The 19,547-nt window shown below is 70.5% G+C and carries 21 protein-coding genes and 1 tRNA gene; 8 read left to right on the top strand and 14 right to left on the bottom strand.

What is annotated here, in order from left to right; genetic code table 11:
• Positions 1-9: 9 nt before the first annotated feature.
• From xylB to FHW73_RS06665, 3 genes are all read right to left on the bottom strand, one after another.
• Positions 10-1,515, bottom strand: a complete 1,506-nt coding sequence (gene xylB / locus FHW73_RS06655; protein WP_183425910.1) for a xylulokinase — start codon at positions 1,513-1,515, stop codon at positions 10-12.
• A gap of 183 nt (positions 1,516-1,698) precedes the next feature.
• Positions 1,699-2,067, bottom strand: a complete 369-nt coding sequence (locus FHW73_RS06660) for an STAS/SEC14 domain-containing protein (protein ID WP_183425911.1) — start codon at positions 2,065-2,067, stop codon at positions 1,699-1,701.
• Positions 2,068-2,226: 159 nt separating this feature from the next.
• Positions 2,227-3,723: an MFS transporter gene (locus FHW73_RS06665; RefSeq protein WP_183425912.1), complete on the bottom strand. Its 1,497-nt coding sequence runs from the start codon at positions 3,721-3,723 to the stop codon at positions 2,227-2,229.
• A gap of 101 nt (positions 3,724-3,824) precedes the next feature.
• Between FHW73_RS06665 and FHW73_RS06670 the strand changes: the two genes are divergently transcribed.
• Positions 3,825-4,622, top strand: coding sequence for a helix-turn-helix transcriptional regulator (locus FHW73_RS06670; protein ID WP_183425913.1), 798 nt, complete (start codon positions 3,825-3,827; stop codon positions 4,620-4,622).
• A gap of 48 nt (positions 4,623-4,670) precedes the next feature.
• Here FHW73_RS06670 and FHW73_RS06675 read toward each other — a convergent pair whose 3' ends face one another.
• The 6 genes from FHW73_RS06675 to rsmD all read right to left on the bottom strand — a co-directional run bounded on the left by FHW73_RS06675 (position 4,671) and on the right by rsmD (position 9,059).
• On the bottom strand, positions 4,671-5,075 hold the full coding sequence (locus tag FHW73_RS06675) for an MAPEG family protein (RefSeq protein WP_183425914.1): 405 nt from the start codon (positions 5,073-5,075) through the stop codon (positions 4,671-4,673).
• Between the two features lie 40 nt (positions 5,076-5,115).
• Positions 5,116-6,912, bottom strand: a complete 1,797-nt coding sequence (gene ggt / locus FHW73_RS06680; RefSeq protein ID WP_183425915.1) for a gamma-glutamyltransferase — start codon at positions 6,910-6,912, stop codon at positions 5,116-5,118.
• Positions 6,909-7,163, bottom strand: coding sequence for a YfhL family 4Fe-4S dicluster ferredoxin (locus FHW73_RS06685; protein WP_183425916.1), 255 nt, complete (start codon positions 7,161-7,163; stop codon positions 6,909-6,911). The genes ggt and FHW73_RS06685 overlap by 4 nt, the downstream gene beginning before the upstream one ends.
• 169 nt (positions 7,164-7,332) lie before the next feature.
• The gene (locus tag FHW73_RS06690; protein ID WP_183425917.1) at positions 7,333-7,890 is read right to left on the bottom strand and encodes a hypothetical protein; all 558 of its coding nucleotides are present in this window, start codon (positions 7,888-7,890) and stop codon (positions 7,333-7,335) included.
• Between the two features lie 40 nt (positions 7,891-7,930).
• The gene (coaD, locus tag FHW73_RS06695) at positions 7,931-8,425 is read right to left on the bottom strand and encodes a pantetheine-phosphate adenylyltransferase (protein ID WP_183425918.1); all 495 of its coding nucleotides are present in this window, start codon (positions 8,423-8,425) and stop codon (positions 7,931-7,933) included.
• Positions 8,426-8,498: 73 nt separating this feature from the next.
• The gene (gene rsmD, locus FHW73_RS06700) at positions 8,499-9,059 is read right to left on the bottom strand and encodes a 16S rRNA (guanine(966)-N(2))-methyltransferase RsmD (protein ID WP_255492744.1); all 561 of its coding nucleotides are present in this window, start codon (positions 9,057-9,059) and stop codon (positions 8,499-8,501) included.
• 81 nt (positions 9,060-9,140) lie between these two features.
• Here rsmD and ftsY point away from each other — a divergent pair, with 81 nt between their 5' ends.
• From ftsY to FHW73_RS06720, 4 genes are read left to right on the top strand one after another with little or no spacing between them, the layout of a single operon-like run.
• Positions 9,141-10,469: a signal recognition particle-docking protein FtsY gene (gene ftsY, locus FHW73_RS06705; RefSeq protein ID WP_183425920.1), complete on the top strand. Its 1,329-nt coding sequence runs from the start codon at positions 9,141-9,143 to the stop codon at positions 10,467-10,469.
• Positions 10,466-11,749: a hypothetical protein gene (locus FHW73_RS06710; protein ID WP_183425921.1), complete on the top strand. Its 1,284-nt coding sequence runs from the start codon at positions 10,466-10,468 to the stop codon at positions 11,747-11,749. The genes ftsY and FHW73_RS06710 overlap by 4 nt, the downstream gene beginning before the upstream one ends.
• Positions 11,746-12,819: an A/G-specific adenine glycosylase gene (mutY, locus tag FHW73_RS06715; RefSeq protein WP_183425922.1), complete on the top strand. Its 1,074-nt coding sequence runs from the start codon at positions 11,746-11,748 to the stop codon at positions 12,817-12,819. Before FHW73_RS06710 ends, mutY begins: the two co-directional genes overlap by 4 nt.
• A gap of 1 nt (position 12,820) precedes the next feature.
• Positions 12,821-13,096 (top strand): oxidative damage protection protein, encoded by a 276-nt coding sequence (locus FHW73_RS06720; protein WP_183425923.1) that lies wholly within the window; start codon positions 12,821-12,823, stop codon positions 13,094-13,096.
• On the opposite strand, the gene FHW73_RS06725 is transcribed toward FHW73_RS06720, so the two are convergent.
• The 5 genes from FHW73_RS06725 to FHW73_RS06745 form a co-directional block, all read right to left on the bottom strand.
• The gene (locus tag FHW73_RS06725; RefSeq protein ID WP_221187440.1) at positions 13,072-13,563 is read right to left on the bottom strand and encodes a DUF6491 family protein; all 492 of its coding nucleotides are present in this window, start codon (positions 13,561-13,563) and stop codon (positions 13,072-13,074) included. The genes FHW73_RS06720 and FHW73_RS06725 overlap by 25 nt on opposite strands.
• A 151-nt stretch (positions 13,564-13,714) precedes the next feature.
• Entirely contained in the window at positions 13,715-14,911 is a 1,197-nt protein-coding gene (locus FHW73_RS06730; protein WP_183425924.1) for a cation:proton antiporter, read from the bottom strand.
• A gap of 101 nt (positions 14,912-15,012) precedes the next feature.
• Positions 15,013-15,213, bottom strand: coding sequence for a type II toxin-antitoxin system RelE/ParE family toxin (locus tag FHW73_RS17450; protein ID WP_345776154.1), 201 nt, complete (start codon positions 15,211-15,213; stop codon positions 15,013-15,015).
• Between the two features lie 109 nt (positions 15,214-15,322).
• Positions 15,323-15,592: a type II toxin-antitoxin system ParD family antitoxin gene (locus FHW73_RS06740; protein WP_183425925.1), complete on the bottom strand. Its 270-nt coding sequence runs from the start codon at positions 15,590-15,592 to the stop codon at positions 15,323-15,325.
• Between the two features lie 486 nt (positions 15,593-16,078).
• Positions 16,079-16,154 (bottom strand) — tRNA-Phe (locus tag FHW73_RS06745).
• Positions 16,155-16,297: 143 nt separating this feature from the next.
• Here FHW73_RS06745 and FHW73_RS06750 point away from each other — a divergent pair.
• The 3 genes from FHW73_RS06750 to FHW73_RS06760 all read left to right on the top strand — a co-directional run bounded on the left by FHW73_RS06750 (position 16,298) and on the right by FHW73_RS06760 (position 19,430).
• On the top strand, positions 16,298-16,771 hold the full coding sequence (locus FHW73_RS06750) for an LEA type 2 family protein (protein WP_183425926.1): 474 nt from the start codon (positions 16,298-16,300) through the stop codon (positions 16,769-16,771).
• Positions 16,772-16,837: 66 nt separating this feature from the next.
• Complete coding sequence (locus tag FHW73_RS06755) at positions 16,838-18,628, top strand: acyl-CoA dehydrogenase C-terminal domain-containing protein (RefSeq protein WP_183425927.1); 1,791 nt, start codon at positions 16,838-16,840, stop codon at positions 18,626-18,628.
• Positions 18,629-18,761: 133 nt separating this feature from the next.
• Entirely contained in the window at positions 18,762-19,430 is a 669-nt protein-coding gene (locus tag FHW73_RS06760) for an HNH endonuclease (protein WP_183425928.1), read from the top strand.
• The last annotated feature ends 117 nt before the right edge of the window (positions 19,431-19,547 follow it).

A 19,547-nucleotide genomic window follows, 5' to 3' on the forward strand; every position in this document is an offset into this window, starting at 1 on the left:
GGCGCGCGCCTACGCGGCCGGCGGCGCGGCGTACAGCGGCCGTACCGCGTCGAGGTGGTCGGTGAAGCGCCGGTAGGCGGCGCGGTAGGCCGGGGCGCGGCTCGGCTCGGGCGTGCAGGCGCGCGCAGGATCGGTCGCGACATGCGCGGCCGCGAGCGCAGCCATCGATGTCGCATCGCCCTGTGCACGACCGAGCGCCCACAGCGCCTGCAGCGCCGCACCGAACGCCGCGCCCTCGCCCTGCACCGGCACGTCCACCGGCAGCGCGAACACGTCGGCGACCAGTTGCCGCCAGGCCGCGCTGTTGGCACCGCCGCCGGTCAGCACGATGCGATCGAACGCCATGCCGGCCGACACGAACGCATCGAAGCCGTACTTCAGGCTGTAGGTCGCGCCTTCCATCGCCGCGCGGTACAGATGCGCGGGGTCCATGTTGTGCGCGGTCAGGCCCGTCAGTACGCCGCGCCCCAGCGGCAGGTCGGGCGTGCGCTCGCCGTTGAGGAACGGCAGCAAGGTCAGCCCGCCAGCGCCCGGCGCCGTCGCGTCGATATGCGCATCGCCTTCGCGGGTCGCAAAGCCGAACATCCGTGCGACCTGTTCGGTCGCCACCGTGCAGTTCATCGTGCAGATCAGCGGCAGCCAGCCGCCGGTCGAGTCGCAGAACGCGGCCCACGCACCGGAGTCCGAGACCACCGGCGTGTCGCTGTAGGCGAACAAGGTGCCCGAGGTGCCCAGGCTCATCGCCAATCGACCGGGCGCCACGCAGCCGGTGCCGATCGCCGCCATCATGTTGTCGCCGCCGCCGGCCGATACGCGCATCTGTGGCGACAGGCCCAGTTCGGCCGCGATCTCGGGCCGGATCGGAAACAGCGCATCGGCCTCGACCAGCGGGGGCAGGCAGGCCGACAGGTCGCGCTCGGGATCGGTTGCCTGCAGCAGCGCTGGTGACCAAGTCCGCGTGCGGACGTCGAGCCAGCCGGTGCCCGACGCATCGCCGTGCTCCATCCAGCGCGCGCCGGTCAGCCAGAGATTGACGTAGTCGTGCGGCAGCGCGATCGCCGCCAGCTTTGCGTAGACCTCCGGCCGATGGGCCTTCGTCCACGGCAACTTGGACGCAGTGTAGCCCGCCAGGATCGGGTTGCCGGCCTGCGCGATGCAGGCCGCCACGCCGCCGACGGCCTCCATGATCGGCGCGCATTGCGCGCTGGTGCTGGTGTCGCACCACAGCTTGGCCGGCGCCAGCACCTGCCCCTCTGCATCGAGCGGCACGAAGCCATGCTGCTGGCCCGAGACGCCGAGTGCGGCGATACGCGCGCGGATCGCCGGGTCGACTGCGGAAAAGCAGGCGCGGATCGCGTCGAGCCAGTCGGCGGGATGCTGCTCGCGGCTGCCGTCATCGCCGGCGATCAGATCCAACGCCCGGCCCTGGGTCGCCAGCACCTGCCGCGCTGCCGGGTCGTAGACCACGAGCTTGATGCTCTGCGTGCCGAGATCGAGGCCGGCGACGAGGCTCATGCGCACACCCCTGACACGAAAAAGTTAGCGCTACCATTATCGGAGCTAAAAAAAACAGCACGGCTTGGAGCAGGCAGCGGCATGGGCGCGCTCGGCGTCAATCGGCGGTGCAGGCACTGTAGCCACTTGTCGCCGAACATGCTTGCTGCGGTGCGCCATCACCGAGCCGAACGCGTGGCGCCCTTATCGCTCGCGCAACCACGCCTGGCCGTCACCGGCGCATTCGGGCGTGAAGCCGCGGACCTCGACGCCCGGCAACAGCAACCCTTCCAGTTCCGAGAGGCGGCGGATCCACAGCGATTCGGCGATCACTGCGATCCGGTCGAAACGCCGCACTGCACGCAGCAGTGCCGGCAGCCGCGAGAACTCGACTGCGACTGCACCGAACGACGGCAGGTCGACATCGCGTACGCGATAGAGCATCGCGCCACCTTCGATGCCGTCCGCCGCCTCGACGAACGCATCGATCAGCGCCGCCATCGTCTCCCGATCGAACCGACCGTCGATCTCGACGTCGATCCGATCCGGCGCCACGCGAATCACATTGAACATGTCGGTCTCGCCTGCACTCGTCGACGAGAGGCTAGAACGCCATGCGTCAACATCGAGCGAATGGCCCGGTCGCGGCTCGGCGCCGAACACACGGCCGCCATCCACGCCCGGCCTGCCGCGCGCCCCACAGTCCCGACGGCTGCGCCGAGCCAGTGCTCATCAAGACGCTGGTGGCTCGGTCTCCCTGCCCTGCCCGCTGCTGCGCGCCAAGCGCCGCAGCAGCAGCGCCGCGACGAATGCCGCCACGACGTTGCAGGCCATGCCGGCGACGAAGGCATCGGCGTAGCGTGCACGCAGGTCATCGCCAACAGCGCCGGACAAGGCGGCGCCGAACACCATGCCGACGATCGCCACACCGAACGCCGCGCCGACCTGCTGCAGCGTCGAGATCACGCCCGAGGCCATGCCGGCGCGCGCCGCATCGACCGTGCCGAGCACGAGGTTCAGCAGCGGCGTCATGATCAAGCCCTGCGCGGCGCCGACGACGACCAGCGTCGGCACCAGGTGCGCAGGCGACAGCGCCCCGCCCGCGCTGTGCACCTGGCCGACGAGCCAGGCCAACGAGGCCGCGTAGACCACCGCAGCGACCGCGAGCGCGACCGGACCGAAGCGGGCCACCAGCCGCGGCGCCGACAGCGAGGCCAGCACGAAGCCGACGCTGCACGGTGCGAACAGCAAGCCGGCGGTCATCGGGTCGAGGCCAAGGCCCGACTGCACCAGCAAGGCAAAGCACAGGAAGAACGAACTCGAGGTCGAGTAGACCAGCAGCACCAGCAGGCCGCCGATGGCGAACTGCCGATCACACAGCAGGCGCATGTCGACCAACGGGTCTTCGCCGCACAGCCGGCGCCGGATCTGGTGCCGCGCGAACATGGCCAGCAGCCCGGTACCGGCCACCAGCGCGACGAGCATCCAGGCCGGCCAGCCGTGGGCGGGCCCTTCCAGCAAGGGCACCAGCCACAGTCCCAGCCCGGCACTGACCAGAGCGACGCCGCCCCAGTCGAGCGTCGGGCGCTCGGGCGCGCGCGATTCGGGCACCAGGCGCGCCATCGCGATCGCGAGCACGCCGATCGGGACGTTGATCAGGAAGATCGTGCGCCAGCCCAGGCCGCCGATGTCGGCATGCACCAGCCACCCACCCAGTACCTGACCGGCGATCGCGGCCAGGCCCAGCGTCATGCCGAGCAGGCCGAACGCGCGGCGGGCGGCCGCCCCCTCGAAATGCACCCGGATCGAGGCGTAGACCTGCGGGAACAGCAACGCCGCCGCCAGCCCCTGCAGCACCCGCGCGGCGATCAGCGCGCCGGCATCGGGCGCCAGTCCGCACAACGCCGAGGCCAGCGCGAATCCCGCCATGCCGACTACGAACAGGCGGCGACGGCCATGGCGGTCGCCGAGGCGCCCGCCCGCGATCAGCAGCACGCCGAAGGCCAGTTCGTAACCGGCGACCACCAGCCCCACCTGCGACAGGCTAGCCTCGAGCGTGGCCTGCATCGACGGGATCGCGACATTGACCACGAACAGATCGAAGATCGTGACGAAGCCGGCGAGCAGCAGCACGGCCAGGCCGAGCCAGGGGGGACGGGCCGGCGCTGCCACGGCCACATCGGCAGCGGTCGCAACAGACGAGGACGCAGGGGCGCGGCAATCGGGCATGACGGGGAGTCCGAACGAGGGGAGCCGGAGTCTGGCGCCGCATCTATCCGGTTACAATTTGTCCATTCATGCTGTTACTACAAGCAACCGGTGCCCGACCGATGAGCCGCCTGCAACGCGCCCGCCCCGAACTGTCGAGCTTCCTGCGGACCTGCCGCGCGCGCCTGTCGCCGGCCGATGTCGGCCTGCAGAACGGCGGCCGCCGGCGCACGCCGGGCCTGCGCCGCGAAGAGGTCGCGGCGCTCGCCGGGGTCGGTCTGAGCTGGTACACGTGGCTGGAACAAGGCCGCGACATCGGCGTCTCGTCCACGTTCCTGGACAATCTGGCGCGGGTGCTGCGGCTCGATGCCGCCGAGCGGCGTCACCTCTATCTGCTCGCGCACGCGCGCCCGCCGGCCGAGCCCGGACGCACGTTCTGTCAGGTCCCGCCGCTGGTCCGGCGCTTGATGGACGACCTCGCCCCGCATGCGGCGCACGTGCTCAATCTGCGCTGGGACGTGCTGGCGTTCAATGCGCCGGCCGATGCGCTGTTCGGCTTCGGCGCGCACCCGCCCGAACGCCGCAACCTGCTCTGGCTGCTGTTCACCGACGAGGGCATGCGCACGCGCCTCGTCGACTGGGACGCCCAGGCGCGCGCCATGCTCTCGAGCTATCGCCGCGATCATGCCCGTGGCGCGCAGGACGCCGACGCGCAGGCGTTGGTCGACTCCCTGCGCCGGGCGTCGCCGGAGTTCGCGGCCTGGTGGGCGCACCACGATGCCGGCGCGCCCTGCAGCGGCGAGCGTCGGCTGTGCGTGGACGGTGTGCCGGTGGCCTTCGAGCACACGATGCTGACGATCGATGAAGAACGTCACCTGCGCCTGGTCGTCCATGCGCGGCGCGACGAGGCGGCACGCTGAGACAGGCCGGCGTAGGGCGTCGACAACGCCCGCGGCGCGCGGCATTCGCTAGGTCAGCGTCGCCACGGCAACGAAGCGCCAGATGCCGAGCCCGGCCATCACCAGCAACAGCGCGAAGGTCAGCATCGCGCCGCCGAAACGGCCGACCGAATAGCCGGCCGAGCCGCCGAGCCCGACGGCATGCAGCACGCGTGCCAGCAGCAGCGCCAGGCCGAGCGTCCACAGCAGCCGGGGATCGAACGCGGCCAGTTCGAGCAGCGCCAGCATCAACAGCGCCAGCGGCACGTACTCACCGAAATTGGCCTGCACGCGGACCTTGCGCGCCAGCACCGGATCGCCGCCGGTGCCGATGCCCACCTTGGCATTGGCGCGGTGCAACGCCACCCGCAGCGACAGCACCACGTACAGCACGACATGCAGCGATGCGATCAACAGCGAAATGCGTGGGGTCATCGTGCGGGCTCCATGGTGTCCATTCCCGGGGGTGTGTGCGTCAGGGACGCGCGGTACCGTCGCCTAAGGCCGGCTCGACCTTCGCCGCGCCCACCGGATTACGCGGGTCGCTGCCGCCAGTCAAGGTGCCGTCGGCGCGGTTCCACAGCACGGTCTGCAGGTTACCCCAGACATGGCTGGAACCGCGGCCACCAGCGGCGCGATCGCCCGGCAGGTCGACGGTGTGGCCCAGCGCGCGCAGCCGCGCGACGGTGTCGGCGGAAAACGCGTTCGACTCGGCCGAGATCGCATCGGGCATCCACTGGTGGTGATAGCGCGGCAGCGCCGCGACGGCCTGGGCGTCGAGTCCGGCGTCGTAGCCGAGCACGCCCAGCAGCACCATCGTGATGATCCGGCTGCCGCCGGGCGTGCCCAGCACCGCGACGCGGTCGGGCGATTCAAGGAAGGTCGGCGTCATCGAGCTCAACGGGCGCTTGCCGGGCCGCGGCGCATTGGCGTCGAAGCCCATGACCCCGAACGCGTTGGGGACGCCGGGCTGCAATGCGAAATCGTCCATCTCGTTGTTGAGCAGCACGCCGGTCCCCGGCGCCACCAGGCCGCTGCCGAACAGCAGGTTCACCGTCTGGGTGACCGCGGCACGGTTGCCGGTGGCATCGATGATCGAGAAGTGCGTGGTCTCCTCGTCCTCCAGCGGCGTGGGATCGCCCGACAGCAGGTCGCTGGGGGTGGCCTTGGCCGGATTGATCGTCGCGCGCAGGCCAGCGGCGTAGTCGCGGCTGAGCAGCGTGCGCTCGGGAATCTTCACGAAATCCGGATCGCCCAGATAGAACGTGCGGTCGCGGAACGCACGGCGCATCGACTCGACGACCAGGTGCGTGCGCGCGGCATCGTCGAGCGCCGGCAGGTCATAGGGCTCGAGGATCTGCAGCATCTGCGCCATCGCGATGCCGCCCGACGACGGCGGCGGCGCGGTCGTCACCGTCCAGTCGTGGTAACGGAAACGGATCGGCGCCCGCTCGACGACGCGGTACCCGGCCAGATCCTCGGCGGTCCATCGCCCGCCCTCGGCGTTGACCCCGGCGACCAGCTTCTCGCCGGTCTCCCCGCGGTAGAAGCCGTCGAAGCCGCGCTCGGCAAGCAACCGCAGCGTCCGCGCCAGTTCCGGCTGGCGGAACAGGTCGCCCTCCTGCGGCGCACGGCCGCCGGCCAGGAACACCGCGCGCGTGCCCGGGTACCGCTCCATGACCTCGCGCCGCGACTGGTAGCCGCGCGCGAACCGGGCGTAGACCGGAAAGCCGCCCTCGGCAATGCGGATCGCCGGGGCCAGCGATTGCGCCAGCGGCAGCCGGCCATAGCGCTCGGCGATGTGCACGAACGCGGCCGGCAGGCCGGGGATGCCGGCCGACCACGGGCCGTTCTCGGCCCGATCGCGGTCGAACTGACCGTCGGCCGTGCGATAGCGATCGGCATAGGCGTTGGCGGGCGCGGTCTCGCGCGCGTCGATGAACACATCGCGGCCCGACGCCGCATCGTGCAACAGGAAGAACCCGCCGCCGCCCAGGCCCGATGAGATGGGCTCGACGACCGACAGCACGGCCGAGGTCGCGATCGCCGCGTCGAACGCGTTGCCGCCTTCGCGCATCACCTGCAGGCCGGCCTCGGTGGCCAACGCATGCGCCGAGGCGACCGCATTGCCGGGCGGCGCGGCTTGCGACTGCGCCGCGACCGGCGCAGTCGATGGACGGACATCGCGCGCGCACGACGGCGCGACCGCCAACAGCAACAATGAGAGCAGCAGCGCCGGCAGGCCGGCGGCGTGGACACGGGAACGGCTCATGACGACTCCTGCTGCAGGCGCGCGAGCTTGGCCAGCAACTCCGCCTGGGTTTCGGGAAGGTCGGGATCGGGGTCGATGCACTCCACCGGGCATACGACCACGCACTGCGGTTCGTCGAAGTGACCGACGCACTCGGTGCAGCGCGCCGGGTCGATCACGTAGATCTCTTCGCCCTGCGAAATCGCCTGGTTCGGGCACGCCGGCTCGCAGACGTCGCAGTTGACGCAGAGCGCATTGATCTTCAGGGACATCGGCACATTGTAGTGAGTGCGGCGCCGCGCGGCGTTCCATCGCTGGAACCGCGTCGCCCAGCGGGTGGGGCGCGCTCCCGGACTCGGAAACAGCGACGCCGCCGTGCCCGGACGGGCAACGACGGCGTCGTGTGCATCGGAACCGCCGGCCAGGCCGGCGACCCGGGGCTTACTTGGCGGTGTCGACGAACACGTACTCCACGCCAGCCGGCTCGACGGCCGCCTTGACGCGGGCGTTGTCGGCTTCCTCGCCGATGAACAGCACGCGCACGCCCTTCATCGTGCCCGGCTCGACTTCCTCGAACGAGGCGACCGTCAGGTCGGCGGTGCGCGCCGAGTTCAGCCCGGCGTAGATCAGCAGGTTGCCGCGCACGATGCCGCGCGCCACGTCCAGCTTGGCCTTGTCGAGCAGGCGCTCGTAGTTGCCGTCGACCGGGGTGGACAGGTCCGAGGCTTCGCCATCGGCCGGGGCCTGGGCGTCGGCCGGCGGCGCCTCGGTCATGTTGGCCGGCGGCGGCGGTACCAGGTAGACGTACGGCGAGTTGTTGATGCCTTCCATGTGGCGGCTGGCGACCTCGTTGAGGTAGGCGTTCCACGCCGCCTTGTCCTCGGTGGTCGGGGCCGCGACCGGCGCGGCCTGCGCCTGCTGGGTGTCTTCCTTCTTGCCACAGGCGATGACTGGCAGGACCAGGCAGGCGATCAGCAGCGCGCGGGTGATGGACTTCATGGCATTCCCTCTTGTTTCTCTTGCGTTTGGATGGGCAACGTCAGCGTTGCGAGTGGTTGCGCAGTGCGCGATCGACCGCGGCGGGTACGAACCCCGACACGTCGCCGCCGAGGCGCGAGATCTCGCGCACCAGCGTGGAGGAGATGAAGCCGTACTGCTCGGCCGGCGTGAGGAACAGCGTCTCGACCTCGGGGATCAGATGTCGGTTCATGCTCGCCAGCTGGAACTCGTACTCGAAGTCCGACACCGCGCGCAGACCGCGCAGCAGCACGCCGGCCTCGACCTTGGCGACGAAATGCGCGAGCAGCGAGTCGAAGCCGATGACCTCGATGTTGTCGTGATGGGCCAGCGCCTCGCGTGCCAGCGACACGCGCTCGTCGAGCGACATCGCCGGGCGCTTGGCCGGGCTTTCGGCCACGCCCACAATCAGGCGTTCGAACAGCGGCGCCGCCCGGTCGACCAGGTCGACATGGCCGTTGGTGATCGGGTCGAAGGTGCCCGGATACACCGCAATGCGTTTGCGACTCGCACTCATGGCTGACGTTCGCTGTCGGGAGGCAGGGGTGCGACGTGGCGCGGGCGCAAAGTGTAGCAGCGCCGGACGCGGTTCAGCCGTCGCGGCGCCAGAGCGCGCAGTGCGCCTCGCGGGTCACCAGTTCGCGGTGTTGGCGCCAGCCGGCGGGCGCCTGCGCCGGCCGCGCCGCCGGCGACTCGACGTACAACCAGGCCTGCGGCGCGAGCGCGACATCGAGTGCGACCAGCGCCGGCGTCCACAGCTCGGCGGCGAACGGCGGGTCGACGAAGGCGATGTCGAATGCGGCCGCCGGCAGCGCCGCGAGCAGCGGCAGCGCATCGCCGCGGCGGACCTCGACCACCTCCCCGCCGGGCAGCCGGGCAGCGACCGCCGACAGCGCGGCGGCCAGCGCCGGGTCGCGCTCGATCAGCAGCGCCGAGCGCGCCCCGCGCGAGACCGCCTCCAGCCCGAGCGCACCGGTACCGGCGAACGCATCGATCACGCGCGCCCCCGGCAATGCCGGCTGCAGCCAGTTGAACAGGGTCTCGCGCACGCGGTCGCCGGTCGGGCGCAGGCCCGGTGCATCGGGCACGTCCAGCCGTGTGCCACGCCAGCGGCCGCCGACGATGCGGACCCTGCCGGAAGACGGTTTCATCGGCGCCCCGCTACACGGGGCGTGGAAAATGCGGGTGATACCATGCGCGCCATTCTCCCCCATCCAGGCTCCGACGGCCGCATGGTCAGCTGGTTCAAGCGCGACAAACCCCAATCCGAGGGCGGCCGGCGCCGCCTCACCGACGAGGAAATCGCCGCCGCGTTCGGTGCGCCGACCGCCTCGCCGCCTGTCGACGCGCCGGTGCCGTCCACGGATGTCGCGCCAGCGACAACACCCGTCGCACCGCCTGCTGCCCCGTCGACGCCCGCCCTGATCACGCCGCCCACGCCTGTCGCGCCCACGCCTGCATTCGACGCGTCGGTCGCTGCCACCGCGACCCCGGCCGTGGCGCCGAGCGCGCCGGTCGCTGCCGATGCGCTCGCGCCGACACCCGCGCCCGCTGTCCCGCCACCGCCGCCGCGTCCTGCGATCTATGACCCGGCCGCCGCGATGGCCGAAGTCGTGTTCGCGACCAAGCCCGCCGCCGCGGCCGGCAAATCGGGTTGGCGCGAGCGGCTGAGCGGCAGCACCTTCGCCCGCAGCTTCGGCGGCCTGTTCTCGCGCAACCCCAAGCTCGACGACGACCTGCTCGACGAGATCGAGACCGCGCTGCTGACCGCCGATGTCGGCGTGGCGGCGAGCACCGAGCTGGTCGAATCCTTGCGCAAGCGCATGAAGGCGCGCGCGTTCGTCGACGCCAATGCGCTGCTGCAGGCGCTGCGCGCCGACCTGGTCGCGATGCTGACCCCGGTCGCCCGGCCGTTGACGATCGACCCGGCCGCCAAGCCGTTCGTGATCCTCACCGTCGGCGTCAACGGCGTCGGCAAGACCACGACGATCGGCAAGCTCGCCAAGCGCTTCAAGGACGAGGGCCACGGCCTGATGCTGGCCGCCGGCGACACCTTCCGCGCCGCCGCGGTCGCCCAGCTCAAGGCCTGGGGCGAGCGCAACAGCGTGGCCGTGGTCGCCCAGGGCCAGGACGCCGACCCGGCCGCCGTCGCATTCGACGCGCTGCAGGCGGCCAAGTCGCGCGGCATCGACGTGCTCATCGCCGACACCGCCGGCCGCCTGCATACCCAGCAGGGCCTGATGGGCGAACTGGGCAAGATCCGCCGCGTGCTCGGCAAGATCGATGCGACCGCGCCGCATGAGGTGCTGATGGTCATCGATGGCACCACCGGCCAGAACGCGCTCTCGCAGTTGCGGCAGTTCAACGCCGCGGTCCAGGTCACCGGCCTGGTCGTGACCAAGCTCGACGGCACCGCCAAGGGCGGCGTGCTGTTCGCACTGGCACGCGAGTTCGGCATCCCGATCCGCTTCGCCGGCATCGGCGAGCGCCCCGAGGATCTGCGCGTGTTCGATGCCCAGGCCTTCGTCGACGCGATGCTGCCGGAGACGCTGGGGACGTGAGCGCCTCGGGGCAGGCGCCGGCCGCGCCGGTGCCGCCGCGCCGTCACCGGCGCGGGCTGAAATGGCTGGTGGGCATCGCGGCCCTGCTCGCGGCCGGCATCGCCGCGATCTGGCTGCTGCTGCCGCCCGAGCGTGCATTGCGTCTGGCGCTCGCGCGCCTGGAGCCCGCCCTCGGTCTGTCGATCCAGTTCGACGGCACGGTCGACTACCGCCTGCGCGGCACCCCGCAACTGGTGGTCCACGACGTGACCGTACGCGTGCCGGGTACGCAAGCCCCGATGCTGCAGGCCCGGCGCGTGCTGCTGGCGCTGCCGTGGAAGACCATCCGCAGTCGCGGCGCCGACCTCGAGATCGCGCGCATCGAACTCGACGGCCCGCAGCTGCAACTGCCGGTGCTGCTGCACTGGCTCGACACCCGGCCGCCGGGCGACGGCGCCCTGCCCCCGTTCACCGACGGCCTGCATGTGCGCGACGGCAGGCTCGACGCCGAGGACTGGCGCATCGAGGGGCTGACACTCGATCTGCCCACACTGCACGCCGAGCGCGCGGTCACCGGCCAGGTCGCAGGCACCGCGATCGTCGATGCGCTGCGCATCCCGTTCCGCCTGCGGCTGCAGGCCGACCGCCCGCTTGCATTTTCCCGGATCGAGGCGCGCGGCACGCTGTCGGCCGACAGCGGCGAGGGCCGGCTCGACACCCGGCTCGCGCTCGAGGCGACCCGTGTCGACGCCGACGCCCCCGGGCTGACCCTGGCACCGCTGCGCGTGGCGATGGATGCCCGCTGGCGCGCCGAAGGCACCGACCTGCCGTTCGCGTTCGGCCTGCAGGGCCGGCTGGCCTTTGCCGACGGACGCCTGGTGTTGGCACCGATCGGGCTGGCGACCCGCGCCGATGACGTCGTTCCGACCTTCTCCGCCGGTGGCCGCGTCGCCTACGACGACGTGCTGGAGCTCGCACTCGACGGACGCATCGCGCATTGGCCTGCGGGCTGGCCCGCGTTGCCGGCGCCGCTGTCACAGACAGAGGGGCCGCTGCCGTTCGCGATCCGCTATCGCGGGCCCGCGACGCTGGGCGCCCCGCTGTCGCTGCACGTCGCCCACGGCGGCGCACGGTTCGACGGCAGTGCGCGCGTGCCCGAGGTGCTGCGCTGGCTCGATGCCCTCGACAGTGGCTCGCCGGTGCCGCCGCTGCGCGGACAGTTGCGGATCGATCGCCTCGAGGTGCCCGGCGCGACGCTCGAGGGCCTCGAGATCGACGTCGACGACGGCACCCCGCCATGAGCGCGTCCTACGCCGCCCGCCTGCTGGCCTGGTTCGACGTCCACGGCCGCCACGACCTGCCCTGGCAGCATCCGCGCACGCCGTATCGGGTGTGGCTGTCGGAGATCATGCTGCAGCAGACCCAGGTGCGGGTGGTGATGCCGTACTTCGAGCGCTTCGTCGCCGCATTGCCTGACGTGCGCGCGTTGGCCGCCGCCCCGCGTGACGATGTGCTCGCGCTGTGGTCGGGCCTGGGCTACTACGCCCGCGCCCGCAACCTGCAGGCCGCCGCGCAGGCCTGCGTCGAACGGCACGGCGGCGAGCTGCCGCGCGACTTCGACGCGCTGCTCGCACTGCCCGGCATCGGCCGCAGCACCGCGGCGGCGATCCTGTCGCAGGCTTGGGGCGACCGCTTCGCGATCCTCGACGGCAACGTCAAGCGCGTGCTCGCGCGCCACCACGGCGTCGCCGGCTGGCCGGGGCTGCCCAAGGTCGAGAAGACACTGTGGGCGATCGCCGACACGCTGCTGCCCGAGGCGCGGATGGCCGACTACACCCAGGCGCAGATGGACTTCGGCGCCACGCTGTGCACGCGTCATGCGCCCGCCTGCCTGCTGTGCCCGGTCAACGACGACTGCGTGGCGTTCGCTCAAGGCCGGGTCGAGGAACTGCCCACGCCCAAGCCGACCAAGACGCTGCCCGAGCGCGAGGCGACCGTGCTGCTGCTCGAGGACCGCGATGGCCGTGTGCTGCTGCACCGGCGGCCGGCGACCGGCGTGTGGGCGGCGCTGTGGTCACTGCCGCAGGGCGAGGATGCCGACGCCGCGCTGGCCTGGCTGGACGCACACGCGCCACACATGATCGACGCCGGCGACCGCGACACGCCGCACAGACTGCAGACCGTGCATCACGGTTTCACCCACTACCGCCTGCAACTGCATCCGCTGCACTGGGCCGGCCTCGCCCCGCGCCGCGCCGTGCGCGACAATGACGACCTGCGCTGGGTGGCCCGCGACGAACTCGCGACGCTCGGCATTCCCGCACCGATCCGCACGCTGCTGCTGTCGCCGCGCGTTGCGCTGGAGGACTGACATGAGCCGACGCGTGCACTGCGTCCACGACCAGACCGAGACCGAAGGCCTGGACTTCATCCCCTGGCCGGGCGAACTGGGCAAGCAGGTCTTCGCCAGCATCGGCAAGCCGGCCTGGGCGCGCTGGCTGGCGCACCAGACCATGCTGATCAACGAAAACCGGCTCTCGCCGCTCGACCCCAAGCACCGCGCCTTCCTCGAAGCTGAGATGCGCAAGTACCTGTTCGAGCGGCAGACCGATCGCCCGATGGGCTACGTGCCCGAATCGGAAGGCTGAGCCGCCGGCGCCGGCGCGTCGGACGGCCGGTCGAGCGAGGGCCCACCCTCGCGGTTGTGCTTTTCGGCCGCGCGTACCGCCTTGACGTCAAACGGCCGGATCTGCCGGATGTGGCACGGCATGCTGATGGCACTGCGGCTGTGCACCAGCACCTTGTCGAACCGCGCATCGACCCGGCTCATGGTGCTGGTCAACCCGATCGCCGGCGTATAGCTCAGGTCCTGGCACGGCCCCGTCAGGTCGAGCAGCCAGGCCTCGCCCGGTCGCGTCCAGACCGCGAGCGCGCTGTCGCCCAGCGGCGTCCAGCCGTTGATCTGGCCCATGTAGCGGAAGTGATCGACCGGCGCACCGGCGTGCGCGTCGTACAGCGCGTACTTGTCGGCATCGCGTAGACCGGGGCTGGCGCAGGCACCGAGCGTCAGCGCGGCGACCAGCGCGGCGGCGAATGGGACGGGATGGCGGCGCATGCGGACCTCCTTCGATCTCGCGCGGTATCCGATACCGATCATGCGCCCGCCTGCGCGGCGTTCCAGGCCCGCGCCGCCACACGTTCAGCGCGTGGCCGGCTGGTCACCGATCCGGGCGCGCCGGCCTGGACGCGCTCGCCCCCTGGCAGATCTACTTGCCCATCCCCAGCGCGCGCAGGCGCGGCGTGGCCATCGGGATCGTGAGCATCGTGCTCATCACCGCCATCAGCAGCAACGCGGTGAACGTCGCGCTCGAGATGATGGCCTTGTCGAGCAGGATGTTGGCGAAGATGATCATGATCAGCGCCTTGGTCTGCAGCAGCCATCCGATCAGCGAGGCCTCGCCAGGCGCCCACTTGAGCAAGCGTCCGGCCAGGTGCACACCGGCGAGCTTGCCCGCCACCGACGCCACCAGCAGGACCAGTGCGGCGACGAACACTGCCGCACCGCCGACGCTCCATTCGGTGCGCAGGCCCGTGCTGAGGAAGAACACCGGCATCATCACCAGCAGCACGTTGTGCCGCAGGCGGTCCATGTCCTGCTGATCGAACCAGTCCGCATCGATCACCACGCCGGCCAGGAACGCGCCGACCATGAAGTGCAGGCCCGACCAGTCGGCGCCGAAGGCGCACACCGCCAGCCAGATCAGCATCACGTACCAGCGGTCGCGTTCGGCAATCGCCCGCATCAAGCGCCGGAACACCACGCAGGCGACTGCGAACGCCAGCAGGAAGCCGACCTGACGCCCGATGCGCTCCCAGTCGAGCAGCACCAGGGCCAGCACGCCCCAGATGGCGATGTCGTCGAGGCTGGCATAGCGCAGGATGCGCTGCCCGATCGGCTGGCGCAGGATGTCGAGCTTCTCCATCAGCAGGATCAGAATCGGCAACGCCGTCACCGCGCAGGCCATGCCCACGCCGACCACGAACTGCCAGTCCGCGCCCGACGCGCCGATCCAGCCCGGAAAGCGCAGCAGACCGAACGCCGCCAGCGCCCCGAACACCAGCGGCACGCCCAGCGCCAGGCCCGCGGTGATGCCACTCTCCCGGCGGTTGACCCAGGCCTTGCTCAGATCGAGCTCGATGCCCGCGATCAACACGAACAGCATCACCGCCCAGGCGCCCAGCCCGTTGAGGATCTGCACCACCTCCGGCCGGAACACGAAGGTGTAGTAGCCCGGGAACGCGGCCCCCAAGATGCCCGGGCCGAGCACGATGCCGGTGAGGATCTGCACCACGACCAGCGGCGCGAAGTAATCCGTGCGCCCCAGGCGCCAGATCAGGAACGGCACACAGAAGATGATCGCCATCGCGATCAGGAACACTTCCATGGTGGTGACTGCATGCATGCGCGTTGTCCTTCAGCCGCAGGGCGGCAGCGAAGCGCGGAGTATGGAGTGGGGCTTGCGCCGTGTCATGGGGTCGCAGGGCTGCTGTGACACTGCCGCCATTAGCCGTCGAGCGACCACATCCCCTCATAGTCCTGGCCACCGTAGAACACGCCGAGGATCGAGACTACTTCCCGTTCGACATCCACAAGGAACGCAATCACAGCGGCGCCACGGTAACTCGTGATCCGAAGGCCCGGGGATAGATCGTCCCGCTTTGTCCCCCGTTCCGGGAACGTCTCCAAGCTCTCGCAGTAGGCCACGATCGCATCGACATAGCGGACGGCCGAAGTAGGCGCACGGCATCGATGATGTATTCCTCGATCGCAGCGAGTTGAGCGACCGCCTCAGGGGCGAACTCGACCCGGTAGCTCATGCGCGGCGACGGCGCTTCTCTGCCAATTGCTCACGGGCCTGGCCAACCGACAGGGCCCGTTCCGGAGCGGCCTTCAAGGCCTGGGCCGCCGGCACCACCTGCTCGCGCAACCACGCCTCCATCGCCCGATCTCGGGCCAGCAGCGTGCGCAAGCCATCCCGGATCACCTCACTCTCCGTCGCGTACTCGCCGGCAGCGACCTTGGCCTTGACCAGGTCGGCCATCTCATTGGGGAGGGTGATGCTGAACTGCTGGGTCGAACGCATGGCGACCACCTGAACTATCGAATAGGATTCAATCCTACTCTCGGCGCAGGACCATTGCCACGCCTGGCTTCAGGAACCCACCCTGCGAGGATCACGCGGCCAAGCACCCACTCAGGCGGGAATACAAAGAGACTGTATCGAACGCCGCCTTTTGCCGGTGAAGCTGACACTGCGTCTATCCGCCTCCCTGAAGAATCAGGGAGGCGCGCAATCTTGCAGCGCCATCGGCCGATACTGAAGGAATTGCGCCACCGAATATCGCAACGCCTCGGTGCAAGACGCGCAGGCGCGTCAGCAACCCGCTCGAACGCATCCCTTCGAGTCGCCTTCAACATCAGCGAAGGCGCTTCCCTGTATCGATGTGCAACGCTTGAGTCGCCACGCCTGCAATCAGGAGTGCTTCAAGCACAGCGACAGCGCCAGTCCTGAGCGGCCACGCCCAGAAACGAGAAAGCCCGCATTTCTGCGGGCTTTTCCGTATCGCAATGGTGGCCGGGGAGGGAATCGAACCCCCGACACGGGGATTTTCAATCCCCTGCTCTACCAACTGAGCTACCCGGCCACTGCGGGACGCGCATGATACGGGGCGCGCCGCAGAACGGCAACCACTTCTTGAGCGCCCTATTGTCGATGGCACCCGGCCAGGCATCGGCCGGGCGCGGCGACGCGTTAACATCGTGGGCCCACCCTCGACGGAGCGCTGCGATGAAGCCGTGGAAGCTGCTGACCCTCCTGTTGGCGACCTGCGTGGTCGCGGCCTGCGTCACCAGCCCGCGCCGTGTCTCCGAGCCGGCGGCGAGCATCCAGCAACTGAGCGTCGCGGCCGACGGCAGTTGGTCGGTGGATCTGCGAGTGCAGAACTACAGCAGCGTGCCGATGCGCTTCGAGTCCATCCGGCTCGACCTGACGGTCGGCGGCGACGCGGCCGGCACGCTGGCGTCCTCGACCCCGATCACGATCGGGCCCGAGTCGGCCGATGTGCTCACGTTGGCGTTCGCGCCCAGCGCGCAGGCGCGGCTGCAGACGGCCGATGCGCTGGCCGCCGGGCGCAGCCTGCCCTATCGCATCGACGGCACGCTGCGTGCGGCCCCCGACGATCGCGGCGCCGCCCGCGACTACACCGTCCGCCGCGACAGCGCGCTCAGCCCCGTGCCGGGCCTGCCCGGCGTGCTGCGCTGATCCCGTCGCGCACGTCCCGCCGAGCACGCGCTGTGTGCCCGCTCCCCTTTTAGAAGAGCCGACCCCATGAGCACCTACCACGCCCCGTTGACCGACATCCGCTTCGCGCTGCACGACGTGCTGCAGGTCGAGTCCCTGTTTGCTTCCCTGGGCTTCGAGGACGCCAACCGCGAGACGGTCGATGCGGTGCTCGACGAGTGCGCCCGGCTGTGCGAGACCGTGCTCGCCCCGCTCAACCGCATCGGCGATGAGCAGGGCGTGCACTACGACAAGGCGACCGGTGCGGTGACCACGCCCGACGGCTTCAAGGACGCCTACGACCAGTTCGCGCAAGGCGGCTGGACCGGCATGAGCGCGCCGGCCGAGTTCGGCGGCATGAACATGCCCCACACGGTCGGCATCTGCCTGGAGGAGATGATCGACGCAGCCAACCTGGCCTGGAGCAACTTCCCGCTGCTCTCCCACGGCGCGGTCAACGCCCTGCACCACCACGGCGAGGCCTGGCAGAAGGAGGTCTTCCTCAAGCCGCTGATCGCCGGCACCTGGACCGGCACGATGTGCCTGACCGAGCCGCACTGCGGCACCGACCTCGGCCTGCTCAAGACGCGCGCCGAGCCCGCGGCCGACGGCGCCTATGCGATCACCGGCACCAAGATCTTCATCACCGCCGGCGAGCACGACCTGACCGACAACATCATCCACCTGGTGTTGGCGCGCCTGCCCGATGCGCCGGCCGGCAGCAAGGGCATCTCGCTGTTCGTCGTGCCCAAGGTCAAGGTCGGGCGCGACGGCACGCTCGGCGCGCGCAACGCGGTGCGCTGCGGCGCGGTCGAGCACAAGATGGGCATCCATGGCTCGGCGACCTGCGTGATGAACTTCGACGGCGCCGAGGGCTGGCTGGTCGGTCAGCCGCACAAGGGGCTGCTGGCGATGTTCACCATGATGAATACCGCGCGCCTGGGTGTCGGCGTGCAGGGCCTGGGCCTGGCGACGCGCGCCTACGAGAACGCGCTGCGCTACGCCCGCGAGCGCCTGCAATCGCGTGCACTCTCCGGCCCCAAGCTGCCCAGCAAGCCGGCCGACCCGATCCTGGTGCAGCCGGACGTGCGCCGCATGCTGCTCACCTGCAAGTCGCTGACCGAGGGCGGCCGCCTGCTGGCCTACCACGCCGGCTCGCTGGTCGATGCCGCACACGGCGCCGCCGACGAAGCCGCACGCCGCCAGGCCGACGATCTGCTCGGCTTCCTGACTCCGATCGTCAAGGCCTGCCTCACCGAGTGGGGCAATGAGTGCACCTATCACGCACTGCAGTGTTTCGGTGGCCATGGCTACATCGCCGAGCACGGCATGGAGCAACTGGCGCGCGACGCGCGCATCACCACGCTCTACGAGGGCACCACCGGCATCCAGGCGCTGGACCTGGTGGGCCGCAAGGTGCTGCAGCTACAGGGCGCGGGGCTGCGCGTGTTCCTGGGCATGATCGAGGCGTTCTGCAGCGAGCACGAGGGCAATGCCCAGTTGGCGGAGTTCGTCGGCCCGCTGCGTGAGAAGGCCGCGCAGTGGCAGGCGCTCACCCGCGCCATCGCCGAACGCGCCGCAGCCGATCCCGAGGAAGTCGGCGCCGCCGCGCACGATTACCTGTTCTTCTCCGGCTACGTCGCCCTGGCCTACTGGTGGGCGCGCAGCGTGGCCGTTGCCGACGCCTCGTCGCGGCCGGAGACGTTCAAGGCCGGCAAGCGCGAGACCGCGCGGTTCTACTTCGCGCGTCTGCTGCCGCGCACGCTGGCGCACGCTGCGGCGATCGAGAGCGGGCCGGCGCCGCTGCTGTCGCTGGCCGACGAGGCCTTCGACAGCTGATCCCGACCGTGGCGCGCCGCTGCGCGAATGCAGTCGGCGGCGCGCCCGCACCGAGGCTTCTCGGAGCGCTCGCGATCCGGCCAGCACGCGCCTTGCACAAACCGTCACAGTTCGGGTATATGCTCGATTCCCGATGGAGACCGACTGCGCGCGTCCTCGCCTCGTCCCCACCGGTTCCGATCCGGCGCCGGTCGCCGAAGCATCGGCCTTCGATTCCGCGCCCCGCCCCCACACCGCCGGTGTGCGCCTGCTTGCGCTCGACGCGCATGGCCGGGCATTGAACTGGATCAGTTGGCAGGACGCAGCGTGTCTGTACGCACGCGACGCGGTCGCCTGGACCCTCGGCGCGCCCTGCATCACGGTCCTGGGCGGACTATGCCGCGCGACCGGCCGCCGCAGCCGACTGGACCTGCACCCGATCATCGCCGGCCGCAGCCATGCACGCGCCAGTGCGCTCGATCCGACCCCGGCCTTGACCAACCCCGCGCTGTTCGCCCGCGACCACCACTTGTGCCTGTACTGCGGCCGCCAGGTCGGGCGCCAGTCGCTGACCCGCGACCATGTCGCCCCGCTCTCCCAGGGCGGGCTCGACATCTGGGAGAACGTGGTTTCGGCCTGCGTGGCCTGCAACTCCCGCAAGGGCGGGCGCACACCGCAACAGGCCGGCATGCCGTTGCTGGCGGTGCCGTTCCGGCCGAGCTGGATCGAGCACCTGATCCTGAGCAACCGCAACATTCTGGCCGACCAGATGAGCTTTCTGAGCGCCCACCTGCCCCGCCGCGGCCCACGCGCCGTCGTCTGACGCCGGCCGACAGGCATCTGCGGCGTGCAGCCTGCGCGCCGCGCCGTTCTCGCGACCGGGACGACATGCATCATGCGCGGTCTTCGCCAACCGGCCGCGTGACCGCGGCATGACGCC

This window comes from Luteimonas sp. RC10 (assembly GCF_014192745.1).
Taxonomy (GTDB): Bacteria; Pseudomonadota; Gammaproteobacteria; order Xanthomonadales; family Xanthomonadaceae; genus Luteimonas.